This is a genomic window from Variovorax sp. OV084, assembly GCF_900111625.1.
Taxonomy (GTDB): Bacteria; Pseudomonadota; Gammaproteobacteria; order Burkholderiales; family Burkholderiaceae_C; genus Variovorax.
Window position 1 is genome coordinate 1195825 of the sequence record NZ_FOII01000001.1, and the last position, 13656, is coordinate 1209480.

Annotated in this window: 14 protein-coding genes; 10 read left to right on the top strand and 4 right to left on the bottom strand. The window is 65.4% G+C overall.

What is annotated here, in order from left to right; translation table 11 throughout:
- Positions 1-20: 20 nt before the first annotated feature.
- Complete coding sequence (locus tag BMW87_RS05820; RefSeq protein WP_093054423.1) at positions 21-1805, bottom strand: acetolactate synthase 3 catalytic subunit; 1785 nt, start codon at positions 1803-1805, stop codon at positions 21-23.
- Between the two features lie 282 nt (positions 1806-2087).
- Between BMW87_RS05820 and BMW87_RS05825 the strand changes: the two genes are divergently transcribed.
- From BMW87_RS05825 to BMW87_RS05850, 6 genes are read left to right on the top strand one after another with little or no spacing between them, the layout of a single operon-like run.
- A complete protein-coding gene (locus BMW87_RS05825) occupies positions 2088-2654 on the top strand; it encodes an RNA polymerase sigma factor (RefSeq protein WP_093054421.1) in 567 nt (188 codons plus the stop codon).
- Positions 2651-3076 carry a DUF3619 family protein gene (locus BMW87_RS05830; protein WP_093054419.1) on the top strand — a complete coding sequence of 142 codons (426 nt, stop codon included), beginning with the start codon at positions 2651-2653 and terminating at the stop codon, positions 3074-3076. Before BMW87_RS05825 ends, BMW87_RS05830 begins: the two co-directional genes overlap by 4 nt.
- 57 nt (positions 3077-3133) lie before the next feature.
- On the top strand, positions 3134-3940 hold the full coding sequence (locus tag BMW87_RS05835; RefSeq protein WP_256216670.1) for a DUF3106 domain-containing protein: 807 nt from the start codon (positions 3134-3136) through the stop codon (positions 3938-3940).
- Between the two features lie 13 nt (positions 3941-3953).
- Positions 3954-4520, top strand: a complete 567-nt coding sequence (locus tag BMW87_RS05840; RefSeq protein WP_093074888.1) for an RDD family protein — start codon at positions 3954-3956, stop codon at positions 4518-4520.
- On the top strand, positions 4517-4924 hold the full coding sequence (locus tag BMW87_RS05845; protein WP_093054413.1) for a diacylglycerol kinase: 408 nt from the start codon (positions 4517-4519) through the stop codon (positions 4922-4924). The genes BMW87_RS05840 and BMW87_RS05845 overlap by 4 nt, the downstream gene beginning before the upstream one ends.
- Before the next feature lie 31 nt (positions 4925-4955).
- Positions 4956-5546, top strand: coding sequence for an LOG family protein (locus tag BMW87_RS05850; protein ID WP_093054411.1), 591 nt, complete (start codon positions 4956-4958; stop codon positions 5544-5546).
- Positions 5547-5585: 39 nt separating this feature from the next.
- Here BMW87_RS05850 and BMW87_RS05855 read toward each other — a convergent pair whose 3' ends face one another.
- Positions 5586-5924 (bottom strand): P-II family nitrogen regulator, encoded by a 339-nt coding sequence (locus BMW87_RS05855; protein ID WP_093054409.1) that lies wholly within the window; start codon positions 5922-5924, stop codon positions 5586-5588.
- A complete protein-coding gene (locus tag BMW87_RS05860) occupies positions 5921-7618 on the bottom strand; it encodes an NAD+ synthase (protein ID WP_093074891.1) in 1698 nt (565 codons plus the stop codon). The genes BMW87_RS05855 and BMW87_RS05860 overlap by 4 nt, the downstream gene beginning before the upstream one ends.
- Before the next feature lie 19 nt (positions 7619-7637).
- Between BMW87_RS05860 and BMW87_RS05865 the strand changes: the two genes are divergently transcribed.
- The 3 genes from BMW87_RS05865 (at position 7638) to BMW87_RS05875 (ending at position 10355) form a co-directional block, all read left to right on the top strand.
- A complete protein-coding gene (locus BMW87_RS05865; RefSeq protein WP_093074894.1) occupies positions 7638-8792 on the top strand; it encodes a GNAT family N-acetyltransferase in 1155 nt (384 codons plus the stop codon).
- A gap of 69 nt (positions 8793-8861) precedes the next feature.
- Positions 8862-9614, top strand: a complete 753-nt coding sequence (locus BMW87_RS05870) for a hypothetical protein (protein ID WP_093074897.1) — start codon at positions 8862-8864, stop codon at positions 9612-9614.
- Between the two features lie 99 nt (positions 9615-9713).
- Entirely contained in the window at positions 9714-10355 is a 642-nt protein-coding gene (locus BMW87_RS05875; protein WP_093074900.1) for a lysozyme inhibitor LprI family protein, read from the top strand.
- Between the two features lies 1 nt (position 10356).
- Here BMW87_RS05875 and ppa read toward each other — a convergent pair whose 3' ends face one another.
- Positions 10357-10884 (bottom strand): inorganic diphosphatase, encoded by a 528-nt coding sequence (gene ppa / locus BMW87_RS05880; RefSeq protein ID WP_093054399.1) that lies wholly within the window; start codon positions 10882-10884, stop codon positions 10357-10359.
- Positions 10885-11138: 254 nt separating this feature from the next.
- Here ppa and BMW87_RS05885 point away from each other — a divergent pair, with 254 nt between their 5' ends.
- Positions 11139-13655 (top strand): sodium-translocating pyrophosphatase, encoded by a 2517-nt coding sequence (locus tag BMW87_RS05885; protein ID WP_093075253.1) that lies wholly within the window; start codon positions 11139-11141, stop codon positions 13653-13655.
- Position 13656: the final 1 nt, after the last annotated feature.

Genomic DNA, 13656 nt, shown 5'->3' on the forward strand with positions numbered 1-13656 from the left:
TTGAGCGAATGTTCCGCGGATCAGAGATCTTCGGAACCCAACAGCATTTCGGTGATGCCCATGCCGGCCTTCACCATCGGGAACACGTTTTCGGTGGGATCGGTGCGGAAGTCCATGAACACCGTGCGGTCCTTGAGCTTGCGTGCTTCGCGCAGCGCGGGCTCCACGTCTTGTGGACGCTCGATCAGCATGCCGACGTGGCCATAGGCCTCGGCGAGCTTCACGAAGTTGGGCAGTGCATCCATGTAGCTGTGGCTGTAGCGGCCGGAGTATTCGATCTCCTGCCACTGGCGCACCATGCCCAGGTAGCGGTTGTTGAGCGAGCAGATCTTGATCGGCGTGTTGTATTGCAGGCAGGTGGAGAGTTCCTGGATGCACATCTGCACCGAGCCTTCGCCGGTGATGGTGAACACTTCCGAATCGGGCTTCGCGAGCTTGATGCCCATGGCGTAGGGAATGCCCACGCCCATGGTGCCCAGGCCGCCCGAGTTGATCCAGCGGCGTGGCTCGTCGAAGCGGTAGTACTGCGCAGCCCACATCTGGTGCTGACCCACGTCCGACGTGATGTACGCGTCGGCGTCCTTGGTCATGTTCCAGAGGGTCTCGACCACGTACTGCGGCTTGATCACGTCCTTGTTGCCGCGGTCGTACTTCAGGCAGTCGCGCGAGCGCCAGGCCTCGATGGTCTTCCACCAGTCGGACAGAGCGCCTGCATCGGGCTTGGTGGTGCTCTCGCGGATCATCGAGATCAGCTCGGTGAGCACGTCCTTCACGTCGCCGACGATCGGGATGTCGACCTTCACGCGCTTGGAGATGCTCGACGGGTCGATGTCGATGTGGATGATCTTGCGTTCGTTCTGCGCGAAGTGCTTGGGATTGCCGATCACGCGGTCGTCGAAGCGCGCCCCCACGGCCAGCAGCACGTCGCAGTTCTGCATCGCGTTGTTGGCTTCGATGGTGCCGTGCATGCCCAGCATGCCCAGGAACTTGCGGTCGCTCGCCGGATAGGCGCCCAGGCCCATCAGCGTGTTGGTGACCGGGTAGCCGAGCATGTCGACCAGCGTGCGCAGTTCATTGCAGGCGTTGCCCAGAAGCACGCCGCCGCCGGTGTAGATGTACGGACGCTTGGCAGCCAGCAGCAGTTGCAGCGCCTTGCGGATCTGGCCGCCGTGACCCTTGCGCACCGGGTTGTACGAGCGCATCTCGACCTTGTCGGGATAGCCGGTGTACGGGACCTTCTTGAACGAAACGTCCTTGGGCACGTCCACCACCACGGGGCCCGGACGGCCGCTGCGTGCGATGTGGAAGGCCTTCTTCATCGTCATGGCCAGATCCTTCGGATCCTTGACGAGGAAGTTGTGCTTGACGATGGGGCGGGTGATGCCGACCGTGTCGCATTCCTGGAAGGCGTCAAGGCCGATGGCAGCCGTTGGCACCTGGCCCGAGATGATCACCATCGGGATGGAGTCCATGTACGCCGTCGCGATGCCGGTGACCGCATTGGTCAGGCCGGGACCGGAAGTGACCAGTGCCACGCCGACTTCGCCGGTGGCGCGTGCGTAGCCGTCGGCCGCGTGAACGGCGGCCTGCTCGTGGCGCACCAGCACGTGCTGGATGGTGTCCTGCTTGTAGAACGCGTCGTAGATGTAGAGAACCGCGCCGCCGGGGTAACCCCAGACGTACTGGACGCCTTCGGCCTGCAGTGCCTTGACCAGCACTTCAGCGCCCATGAGTTCTTGCGTCGGGTTGCCGGCGCCTGAGGACGCGGCTGCTGCGGAAACGATTTCCGCTTTGGAGATTTCCATGATCAACCTTTGTTTATTTCGGGAACGAAATACCTTGGGTGCCCCTTGCCAACCCTTGTGAGGTCGCGCCAGGACTTGAGGCCAAAGCCATGAGCGGACTGATGTTCCGCCGGACCGTGACCCGTTTGCCTTTTGACTTGCAGGGCGGATTATGACATTTCCGGGCGTTCAGATTCGCTTCAGCTGCCTTGTAAAGCTACAAAGGCATAATCCGCGGCGGTAAACATACGCGATCGCTAGACCCTCTTCCCCACGCGGCGCGCTCTGCGCGCCCCCTCTCGCTTGGCCACTGAACAAGAACTCTCCGACTTCCTGAAAAGCGTTGAACGACGCGCTTTCAAGCGCTCGGTCTACCACGTGCGGGATGAAGAAGCGGCCCTCGATATCGTGCAGGACAGCATGATGAAGCTGGCGCAGCACTACGGCGACAAGCCCGCGGCCGAACTGCCGATGCTGTTCCAGCGCATCCTGTCGAACTGCACGCTCGACTGGTTCCGCCGCCAGAAAACCCGGCGCGCCCTTTTCTCCAACCTCAGCGATTTCGACTCGGTCGACGACGACGGAGATTTCGACCTGCTGGAGAACTTCGTCTCGCCGACCGACTCTAGGGAATCGGAGAGCGCCGAAGACACGACCCGCCGCGCCCAGGTCTTCCACGAGATCGAGGAACAGATCGCAGCACTGCCGGGCCGTCAACGCGAGGCTTTCCTGATGCGTTACTGGGAGGAAATGGACGTCGCAGAGACGGCCGCTGCGATGGGCTGCTCCGAGGGCAGCGTCAAAACCCATTGCTCGCGAGCCGTTCACGCTCTGAGCAAGGCGCTCAAGGCCAAGGGAATATCGCTATGAACACTAAGGTTCCAACCTCAACATCCACCACCGCCGAAGACCAGTTCGGCCAGCGTCTGGTTGCCCGCCTTTCGGCCGGCAATCGAGAGCTGCCGCACGACATCGGCGAGCGGCTGCGCGTGGCGCGAGCGCAGGCCGTTTCCGCGCGCAAGCAGCCCCCGCAGTTGCGGACTGCGCCTGTGGTGGTGCAGTCGGGCCACACGCTCACACTGGGTGGAAGCTGGTGGACCCGCATCGGCTCCGTGGTGCCGTTGATTGCGCTTGTGGCGGGCCTGATCACCATCAGCGTGATGCAGGACGACGACCGCGCCAGCGAGTTGGCCGAAGTGGATTCCGCGCTGCTGACGGGCGACCTGCCGCCCGCTGCCTACACCGACCCCGGTTTTGCCCAATTCCTGAAGGCCGACAGCGCCTCCGACTGATTTTTCATCGACCGAATGCGACGCCGCTCCACCCCCAGCGCAAACACCCCCCGCCCGTTGCGCCCGCTCCCGGCGGGCGCAGTCGTTTGGGCAGGTGCGCTTGCAGTCGCAGCCTTCAGCCTCACGCTCGCCTGCGCCCAGCCGCCCTCCGAAGCAGCCGCCAAGGCTGCGGCGGGCCCGGCTTCGGCGAGCTCCGCGTCAGCCACCAGCCCCAAGGCCATCTCGACGACCAAGCCGCTCTGGAGCGAACTCACGGCCGAGCAGCAGCAAGCCCTGAAGCCGCTGAACGCTCACTGGAACACGCTGAACGTCGGGCAAAAGAAAAAGTGGCTGGCGCTGTCGCGCAACTTCGCGAGCATGTCGGCGGACGAACAGACCACCCTTCACAGCCGCATGATCGAATGGACCGCCCTGAGCAATCAGCAGCGCGCCCAGGCCCGCCTGAACTTCGCCGAGGTCAAGCGCATTCCGCCTGACGAGCGCAAGGTCAAATGGGAGCAGTACCAGGCCTTGAGCGAGGAAGAAAAGCGCAAGCTCGCGGAACGCGCCCCACCCAAGCCACGCGGTGCCGCCATTCCTGTGCGGCCGGTCTCGTCCCAGAAGCTCGTGCCGGTGCCGGCCGTCACCCCCGGCGTACAACACACGCCCAGGATTTTGCTGGCCCCGCCGCCCGCCCCCGCTGCCACGCCGGCCACGATCATGGTGGCATCGCCGCCGGAGCGCGTGCCCGCAGCGACGACGCCGGCGGTTTCCATCCTCCCCGCCGCGCCAGCCCCGTCCAGCATCGCTTCTCCACCGGTTCCGGCCGAAGCCCAGGTGCCCGCGCCGTCGTCGGCAGCCGAGCCATCCTCCCCCGCCCCCTGATCCCAAGGCTTCGATGGTTTCCAGCTCTCCCGAGGCTTCGGGCCCCGATCAGCCCGCCTCGCCGATCTCTCCTGCAGCCAGCGCTCCTGTTTCGATAGTGCCCGGCCTCTGGCGCCGCATGGCCTGCTGGCTCTACGAGGGCATGCTGCTGTTTGCGGTGGTGTTCGTTTCGGGCTGGCTCTTCAGCACGCTTGGTCAGATGCGCGACGCCATGGATTCGCGCCGCCATCTATTTCAGGCTTTTCTTTTCGTGGTGTTCGGCGTGTACTTCGTCTGGTTCTGGACCAAAGGCCAGACCCTCGCCATGAAAACCTGGAACATCCGCATCGTCGACGCGCACGGCCAGCCCATCAGCCAACGCCGTGCGCTGGCGCGCTACCTGCTGAGCTGGGTCTGGTTCCTACCGCCGCTGGCCGCCATCGCGCCCTTCAAGCTGTCTGGCGGCGAATCGACCGTCCTGATCTTCGGCTGGGTCGCTGTCTGGGCCCTGCTGGCGCGTTTTCACCCCGAGCGCCAGTTCTGGCACGACGCCTGGGCCGGTACACGGCTCATCACCTCCAAACCGATGAGTCGCCAATGAGTGCCTTGCCCAAGCTTCCCGATCCCGCCGTCAATCCGCAAAAAGCCCGCAAGGGCTTCGAACGCGTCTGGCACGCCACGCTGATCTCGCTACACGGCCTGCACGCCGGCTGGAGCGAGCCCGCCTTCCGCCAGGAAGCCATCATGTCGATCGTGATGATTCCGGCCTCCTTCTGGCTCGGGCGCAGCTGGGTCGAGGTGGCGCTGCTCGCGGGCAGCGCCATCCTGGTGATGATCGTCGAGTTGCTCAACACCGCGGTGGAAGCCGCCATCGACCGCATCGGCCCTGAGTGGCACGACCTCTCCAAGCGCGCCAAGGACATGGGTAGCGCCGCCGTGCTGCTGTCGCTCACGCTGTGCGGCGGCATCTGGGCGGCAGCGTTGTGGCAACGCTTCGTGTCATGAGAAGGCCCACGGGCTGCGGCATGATGGCAGGATGAATCCTGAATTTTCGATCTGTGTGTATTGCGGCTCGCGCCCCGGCGAGCGCCCCGAGTTTTCCCAGGCCGCGCAAGCCGTCGGCCAATGGATCGGCCAGCACGGCGGCCAGCTTGTCTACGGCGGAGGTCGCACCGGCCTGATGGGCACGGTGGCCGAGGCCACCCGCCTTGCCGGCGGCCGAGTGGTCGGCATCATCCCCAAGGCATTGGTCGACAAGGAACTGGCCAACCCGCTGTGCGACGAACTGCACGTGGTCGACACCATGCACGAACGCAAGGCCATGATGGGTGAGCGCGCCGATGCCTTCGTCGCCCTGGCGGGCGGCATCGGCACCTTCGAGGAACTGTTCGAGATCTGGACCTGGCGCCAACTCGGCTACCACGACAAGCCCACCGGCATCCTCAACACCGCCGGCTACTACGACGGCCTGCTTGGCTTCCTGGCGCACAGCGTGCGCGAGGGCTTCATGGGCGAATGGCAGATGAGCCTGATCCGCACCGGCACCGATGTGCCCGAGCTGCTCACGGCATTGCGCGCCGAAGTGCCGCTCCATCCACGCGAAGACAGGCTGTCGGAAAACCTCTGACGACCATGTCGAAAGCCCCGTCGCCGGGGCTTTCTTGCTTTAAACAGCGTTTTCGTTTTCCTCACCCGTACGGATACGCACGATGCGCTCCACGCCGGTGACAAAAATCTTCCCGTCGCCGATCTTCCCGGTGCGCGCGGAACTGACGATGGCTTCGATGCAGCGCTCCACATCGGCCTCGTTGACGACCACTTCGACCTTCATCTTGGGCAGGAAGTCGACCACGTATTCGGCGCCGCGGTAGAGCTCTGTGTGCCCCTTCTGGCGGCCGAAGCCCTTGACTTCGGTGACGGTCAGGCCGGTGACGCCCACTTCGGCCAAGGCCTCGCGCACGTCCTCGAGCTTGAAGGGTTTGACGATGGCGGTGATCTGCTTCATGGTTTTCGTGCTCCGGCGGTTTCGTTGAATTTGCTGGTGATAGGGTAACGCCAATCCTTGCCGAAGCTTCGATGGGTGACCCGGATGCCTACCGGCGCCTGGCGCCGCTTGTATTCGTTGATCCTGATGAGCCGCGCAACCCGCTCGACCACCGCACGGTCGTAACCCGCGGCAATGATCTCGTCGATGCCCTCGTCGTCCTGCATGTAGCGTGCCAGGATTCCGTCGAGGATGTCGTAGGGCGGGAGGCTGTCTTGATCGGTCTGATCGGGCCGAAGTTCGGCGCTGGGAGGCCGCGTGATGATCCGCTCGGGAATCGGCTCGGTGCCCGTGCCGTACGGATCGTGGGCATTTCGCCAGCGCGCCAGCGCGAACACGGTTGTCTTGAGCAGGTCCTTGATGACCGCGAAGCCGCCTGCCATGTCGCCGTACAGCGTGCAGTAGCCGGTGGCCATTTCGCTCTTGTTGCCCGTGGTGAGCACGATGGCGCCGAACTTGTTCGAAAGCCCCATCAGCAGCGTGCCGCGGATGCGGGCCTGGATGTTTTCCTCGGCCGTGTCCTCGGGCCGCCCCTTGAATTCTTCGGCCAGCGCGCCCTTGAAGGACTCGAAGGTGTGCTTGATGGAAATCTCGTCGTAGCGCACGCCCAGGCGGGCGGCCATGTCGCGCGCATCGATCCAGCTGATGTCGGCGGTGTAAGGCGAAGGCATCATCACCGCACGGACCTTGTCCTTGCCCAGTGCATCGACCGCGATGGCAAGCACCAATGCGGAGTCGATACCGCCCGAAAGCCCCAGGATGGCGCCCGGAAAACCGTTCTTGCCGACGTAGTCGCGCACTCCGAGCACCAGGGCGTCCCAGAGTTGGGCCTCAGCGTCGCGTGGCGGTGCGATGGCCGCCGGCTCGGCTACGAAGCCAACGCCGCCTTGAGGCGTGCGCTCCAGTTGGGCGAAAACCAGCTTCTCCTTGAAGCTCTCGGCCTGCATGGCAGCCACGCCATCGGCCTGCAACGCGAACGAAGCGCCGTCGAACACCACCTCGTCCTGCCCACCGACCAGGTGCGCGTACACCAGCGGCAGGCCGACCGCGCGCGCCCGGTCGGCCATGCGCGCGACGCGCTCGCCTTCCTTGCCCACGTGGTACGGCGACGCATTGATCACCGCCAGCACCTCGGCACCACCTTCGCGTGCCAGTTCGGCCGGCTGGTCGAACCAGGCGTCCTCGCAGATCAGCAGGCCGACCGAGACACCGCCCGCCTCGAACACGCAGGTGCCCTGCCCCGGCGTGAAGTAGCGGCGCTCGTCGAACACCTGGTAGTTGGGCAGTTCGCGCTTGGCATACGTTTCGAGGATGCGGCCTTCCTTGATGACGCTTGCCGCGTTGTGGCGCATCTGTACGGCCACCGAGCGGCTGCGCAGGCTGCCGCCGGTCGGATGCCCCACCACCACCACCATGTCTTTGAGATCGGCCAGAGCAGCGGCAATGCCTTTCACGGCATCATCACAGGCTTCGGTGAAGGCGGGACGGAGGAACAGGTCCTCCGCCGCATAGCCGGCAATCGAGAGTTCGGGCGTCAACAAGAGGCGCGCGCCCTGCGCATGGGCATCGCGCGCGGCGTCGACGATCTTTTTCGCGTTGCCGGCGAGGTCGCCCACCACAAAATTGAGTTGCGCGATGGCGAGCTTGAGCGTCATACAGAAGGAAGAAAAAGGCTTGAACGATTATGTCATTCGGGTTCTGTCGTCGCCGGCTGACGTGAGCCCGGACGCATGGAACGCGCTGCTGGCCGCCGAGGCCGAGCCATCGCCCTTCATGCGCCATGAATACCTCGCGGCGCTGAACGACAGCCGCAGCGCCACGCCGGAGAGCGGATGGATGCCGCAGTTCGTCACGCTGTGGCAAGGCGAGCAGTTGCAGGCCGCGTGCCCGTTCTACATCAAGGACCATTCCTACGGCGAGTACGTCTTCGACTGGGCCTGGGCCAATGCCTACGAGCAGCACGGGCTCGCGTATTACCCGAAGGCCGTGGTCGCAGTGCCCTTCACGCCCGTGCCCGGCACGCGGCTGCTGGCGCGCGACGCTCAAAGCCGCACGTTGCTGGTGCAAGGACTCGTCGCGCTGTGCAAGCAGGAAGAGCTGTCGTCGCTGCACCTGCTGTTCGGCGCCGATGCCGACATCGCCGCCTGCACCGAAGCAGGCCTGATGCTGCGCAACACGGTGCAGTTCCACTGGACCAACGCCCAGTACCCCGACTTCGACTCCTTCCTCGCCAGCCTCTCGCACGACAAGCGCAAGAAGATCCGCCAGGAGCGCCGCAAGGTGGCCGACGCCGGCGTGAGCTTCCGCTGGTCGCGCGGCACCGACATCTCGAAGGCCGACTGGGACTTCTTCTACCGCTGCTACGAGCGCACCTACCGCGAGCACGGCAACCCGCCCTACCTCACGCGCGACTTCTTCCGGCGCATGGCCGACACGATGCCCGAGGCCTGGCTGCTGTTCGTCGCCGAGCGCAATGGCAAACCCATGGCCACCAGCCTGATCGCCCTTTCGACGCAGCGCGATGCACCGCTCGTTGCCTACGGCCGCTACTGGGGCGCGCTGGAGCGCGTCGACTGCCTGCACTTCGAGGCTTGCTACTACCAGCCGCTGGCCTGGTGCATCGAACACGGCGCCCAGCGCTTCGAGGGCGGCGCCCAGGGCGAGCACAAGATGGCGCGCGCGCTGATGCCGGTGAAAACCACCAGCGCCCACTGGCTGGCACACCCGGCGTTTGCCGATGCGGTCGAGCGCTTCCTGGAGCGCGAGGGCGCGGGCATCGAGAACTACATGGATCACCTTGGCGAGCGCAGCCCGTTCAAGGCCGCTTGACCAGCCTTTCTTGCCATGCGGGGCTGCTATAAAAGCGCCCGATATCCACAACAACTCAGAGAGAACTCGATGCCATTCGTCGGACTGGGGCTACACGTCCTCATCGCGCTGTTCTTCGCCGTGCACGCAATGCGCCACGGCAAGCAGATGTACTGGCTTCTCATTCTTTTCAGCTTCCCGCTGCTGGGAAGCATCGTGTACTTCGTGGTCGAGTACCTGCCCGCCTCGCGCATGCAGCGCACCGCCGGCAAGGTGGCCAGCGCGGCCATCGGCTTCATCGACCCCGAGCGCGAATACCGCGCGGCCACCGAGGCCTACGACCTCGCCCCCACGGCCCAGAACAAGCTGCGCCTTGCCAAGGCAGCGCTCGACAAGGGGCAGGCCGCCGATGCCGTCGGCCATTACCGCGACGCACTGAAGGGCCCGCTGGCCTCCGATCCCGAACTGCAGTTCGGCCTGGCCAGCGCCCTGTTGGCTGCGGGTGGAGCGACTGCCGGCCGCGAGGCATTGCAGGCGCTCCAGGCCCTGCGTGCCACGCGCGACGACTACCGCAAGGACGAAGTCGCCGTGCTCACCGCCCGCGCCCTCGCCGCCGACGGACGCCAGCCGGAAGCGCGCGAAGCCTTCGAGGCCGCGCTGAGCCAGTACAACACCGTCGAGGCCCGCGCCCGCTACATCGCATGGCTTGCCCAGCAAGGCGATGCCACCGGTGCACAGCGCCAGTGGGACGATCTCCAGCAGGCCGCTCGCCACTGGAACTCGCATGCGCGTTCGGTCAATCGCGAATGGATGCGGCTGGCCAGCGACGCGGTCCGCGCCTGAAGCGTCTCCTCTGTCCAAGGGCATAGTGCCCTTGACCATTCGGCACATCGACGGCGCGCGGCGCCTCTCCTAGCATCCGCATCGAGGAGAGAGAACCACATGCCGCCCTTCACACGCCCTGCCCTCGTGGCACTCTGCTTCATGGCGGCCAGCCAGTTGGCCACGGCCGCCAGCTTCGACTGCGCCAAGGCCGGCAACGCCACCGAGAAAGCCATCTGCGCCGACCCCGGCCTGTCACGGCAGGACGAAGCAATGGCCGCCCTCTACAAGCGGCAAGTCGAAATGCCCGGCACGGGCCAGTGGGCAACGTTCCTGAAACGCGACCAGCGTGACTGGATAGCTGTGCGCAACCGCGAATGCCGCGGCAAGACCGAATGCCTCAAGCAGGACTACGAGCGGCGCATCACCTACCTGAGTCACCCGCTGTTGCATTGGATGGGGCGTTATGTGGAAGGCCAGTGCCCGAAGGACGGGCGCTTCCTCGACGTGACGCCCGAACTGGGCGGCACGCTGGACATCCAGATCTATGTTTGCCCTGACCCGCGCGGCAACATGCTGCTGCAGGGCAAGAACGTGCTCGACGGGCAACGGCGCCTCGTGGTGCAGGAAGGCGGGCGTTGCACCCGCGCACTCCAGTTCGACACCGACCGCGTCACCGTCTCGGACACGCCGGGCTGCGCGCCATCGCTGGCCGGCAGCTTCACGCGCGACCCGCGCCGTTCGCCCTTCGAGAACGAATAAATTACTTCTTGTAGCTGGCGATGCCGTCCAGGATTTCCTTCTTGGCCGCGTCGATGCCTTCCCAGCCCAGCACCTTGACCCACTTGCCTTCTTCCAGGTCCTTGTAGTGCTCGAAGAAGTGGCTGATGGCCTTCAGGCGCATCGGGTTCACGTCGTCGACCGACTTCCAGTGGCTGTAGATGGGCAGCACCTTGTCGGTGGGCACGGCCAGCACCTTGCCGTCGACGCCGGCTTCGTCTTCCATCATCAGGATGCCCAGGGGGCGGCACGGCACCACCACGCCCGGCAGCAGCGGATACGGAGCGATCACCAGCACGTCGACCGGGTCGCCGTCGCCCGACAGGGTCTGCGGCACGTAGCCGTAGTTGGCCGGGTAGTACATGGCCGTCGTCATGAAGCGGTCGACAAAAATCGCGCCCGATTCCTTGTCGACTTCGTACTTGATCGGGTCGGCGTTCATCGGGATTTCGATCACGACGTTGAAGGAATCGGGGACGTTCTTGCCGGGGGAAACTTTGTCGAAGGACATGACGTTTTTCGAGTAGTGGAAAAGTATGAGAGAGATGGGGACAAACCCGGAGTTTACTTTCCGTGTCACCGACCGGTCGCACGCGCACTCGTATTTGCCTGTAAATTGCAACCGTTGGCCAATCGGCTCCTCACCCTTGGTGCAGTGAGCTTCGAGGAAGCAACGCGGCGGAAAACATGGTCCCGTACGCGTTGCACGCAGGGCCCATGCTGTCCGTCTCCACAAGTCGCAACGAACGAATGGAGAAGCAAAGCATGATCGGCAACACCCCCCTGATACTGGCTATCGTCTGCGGCCTCGTAGCCGTGGCCTACGGTTTCTGGGCTCGAAGTTGGATTCTCGCGAAGGACGCAGGCAATGCCCGCATGCAGGAAATTGCAGCGGCCATCCAGGCCGGCGCCTCCGCCTACCTCGCCAAGCAGTACAGCACCATCGCCATCGTCGGCGTGGTGCTCGCCATCCTCATCGCCATCTTCCTGGACCTGACCACGGCAGTCGGCTTCATCGTGGGCGCGGTGCTCTCGGGCGCCTGCGGCTTCATCGGCATGAACGTGTCGGTGCGCGCCAACGTGCGCACGGCGCAGGCGGCCACGCAAGGCATCGGCCCGGCACTCGACGTCGCGTTCCGCGGCGGCGCCATCACCGGCATGCTGGTGGTGGGCCTGGGCCTGCTGGGCGTGTCGGCCTTCTACTGGGTCTTGATCGGCAGCAGCACGCCGGCGGCGGGCCACAGCCTTGCGGCCACCCTCAATCCGCTGATCGGCTTTGCCTTCGGCTCCTCGCTGATCTCGATCTTCGCGCGGCTGGGCGGCGGCATCTTCACCAAAGGCGCCGACGTCGGCGCCGACCTGGTGGGCAAGGTCGAGGCCGGCATCCCCGAAGACGACCCGCGCAACCCGGCCGTGATTGCCGACAACGTGGGCGACAACGTCGGCGACTGCGCCGGCATGGCCGCCGACCTGTTCGAAACCTACGCCGTGACGCTGATCGCCACCATGGTGCTGGGCGCGCTGATGGTTACCGCGGCGCCCACCAACGCGGTGCTGTACCCGCTGGCGCTGGGCGGCGTGTCGATCATCGCGTCGATCATCGGCTGCTTCTTCGTGAAGGCCTCGCCGGGCATGGTCAACGTGATGCCGGCGCTCTACAAGGGCCTGGCGGTGGCGGGCATCCTGTCGCTGATCGCGTTCTGGTTCGTCACCAGCTGGCTGATTCCCGACAACGCGATCGCCCCGAGCGGCAGCCAGCTGAAGCTGTTCGGCGCCTGCTTCGTCGGCCTGGCGCTGACGGCCGCGCTGGTATGGATCACCGAGTACTACACCGGCACGCAGTACAAGCCCGTGCAGCACATCGCGCAGGCCTCGACCACGGGCCACGGCACGAACATCATCGCGGGCCTGGGCGTGTCGATGCGCTCCACGGCGTGGCCGGTGATCTTCGTGTGCATCGCCATCCTGGCTTCGTACTCGCTGGCAGGCCTCTTCGGCATTGCGGTGGCTGCCACGTCGATGCTGAGCATGGCCGGCATCGTGGTGGCGCTGGACGCCTACGGCCCCATCACCGACAACGCCGGCGGCATTGCCGAGATGAGCGACCTGCCCGCAAGCGTGCGCGCCGTGACCGACCCGCTCGACGCGGTCGGCAACACCACCAAGGCCGTGACCAAGGGCTACGCCATCGGCTCTGCGGGCCTCGCCTCGCTGGTGCTCTTCGCCGACTACACGCACAAGCTGGAGAGCTTCGGGCTGAACATCAGCTTCAACCTGAGTGACCCGATGGTGATCGTCGGCCTCTTCATCGGCGGGTTGATTCCCTACCTGTTCGGCGCGATGGCCATGGAGGCCGTGGGCCGCGCGGCGGGCGCGGTGGTGGAAGAAGTGCGGCGCCAGTTCCGCGACATCCCCGGCATCATGGAAGGCACCGGCAAGCCCGAGTACGGCAAGGCCGTGAGCATGCTGACCGGCGCGGCCATCAAGGAAATGATGATCCCGTCGCTGCTGCCGGTGCTCGTGCCGATCGTCGTCGGCCTGGTGCTGGGGCCGAAGGCGCTGGGCGGGCTGCTGATGGGCACCATCGTCACGGGCCTGTTCGTCGCCATCAGCATGTGCACCGGCGGTGGCGCCTGGGACAACGCCAAGAAGTACATCGAGGACGGCCACTTCGGCGGCAAGGGCAGCGAGACGCACAAGGCCGCCGTCACCGGCGACACCGTGGGCGACCCCTACAAGGACACGGCCGGCCCGGCCGTGAACCCGCTGATCAAGATCATCAACATCGTGGCGCTGCTCATCGTGCCGCTGGTGGTGAAGTTCCATGCCGGCGATGCGGCGGCGGCCGTGCCGGCGAAGGTCGAGATGCCGCCGGCCGCGACCGCGCCCGCCGCGATGGCTCCGTCGACGCCTGCTGCGGTGGTCGCTTCGGGCGCCGTGTCGGCCGCCGAAGCCGCAGCGGTGAAGGTCGAGAACGGCGTCGTGAAGTTCTACTTCGCGAGCGCCAGCTCCGAAGTAGCGCCCAACGCCAAGGAAGCCCTGGCCGACGTCATCAAGGCCGTGCAGAGCGGCAGCACGGTGCTCGTGAGCGGCTACCACGATGCCAGCGGCGACCCGGCCAAGAACGCCGAGCTCGCCAAGCAGCGCGCGATGGCCGTGAGCGATGCGCTCAAGGCCGCTGGTGCGCCGGAAGACAAGATCGAGCTGGCCAAGCCCGAGCAATCGCAGGCCGATGGGCCGCCCGCCGAGGCGCGCCGCGTTGAAGTCAAAGTAAAGTCCTGAA

Excerpts from the sequence above, each read along its gene's own strand:
- BMW87_RS05870 (WP_093074897.1), top strand. The coding sequence starts at position 8,862 with ATGCCATTCGTCGGACTGGGGCTACACGTCCTCATCGCGCTGTTCTTC.
- ppa (WP_093054399.1), bottom strand. The coding sequence starts at position 10,884 with ATGTCCTTCGACAAAGTTTCCCCCGGCAAGAACGTCCCCGATTCCTTC.
- BMW87_RS05860 (WP_093074891.1), bottom strand. The coding sequence starts at position 7,618 with ATGACGCTCAAGCTCGCCATCGCGCAACTCAATTTTGTGGTGGGCGAC.
- BMW87_RS05840 (WP_093074888.1), top strand. The coding sequence starts at position 3,954 with ATGGTTTCCAGCTCTCCCGAGGCTTCGGGCCCCGATCAGCCCGCCTCG.
- BMW87_RS05855 (WP_093054409.1), bottom strand. The coding sequence starts at position 5,924 with ATGAAGCAGATCACCGCCATCGTCAAACCCTTCAAGCTCGAGGACGTG.
- BMW87_RS05850 (WP_093054411.1), top strand. The coding sequence starts at position 4,956 with ATGAATCCTGAATTTTCGATCTGTGTGTATTGCGGCTCGCGCCCCGGC.
- BMW87_RS05885 (WP_093075253.1), top strand. The coding sequence starts at position 11,139 with ATGATCGGCAACACCCCCCTGATACTGGCTATCGTCTGCGGCCTCGTA.
- BMW87_RS05845 (WP_093054413.1), top strand. The coding sequence starts at position 4,517 with ATGAGTGCCTTGCCCAAGCTTCCCGATCCCGCCGTCAATCCGCAAAAA.
- BMW87_RS05830 (WP_093054419.1), top strand. The coding sequence starts at position 2,651 with ATGAACACTAAGGTTCCAACCTCAACATCCACCACCGCCGAAGACCAG.
- BMW87_RS05875 (WP_093074900.1), top strand. The coding sequence starts at position 9,714 with ATGCCGCCCTTCACACGCCCTGCCCTCGTGGCACTCTGCTTCATGGCG.
- BMW87_RS05820 (WP_093054423.1), bottom strand. The coding sequence starts at position 1,805 with ATGGAAATCTCCAAAGCGGAAATCGTTTCCGCAGCAGCCGCGTCCTCA.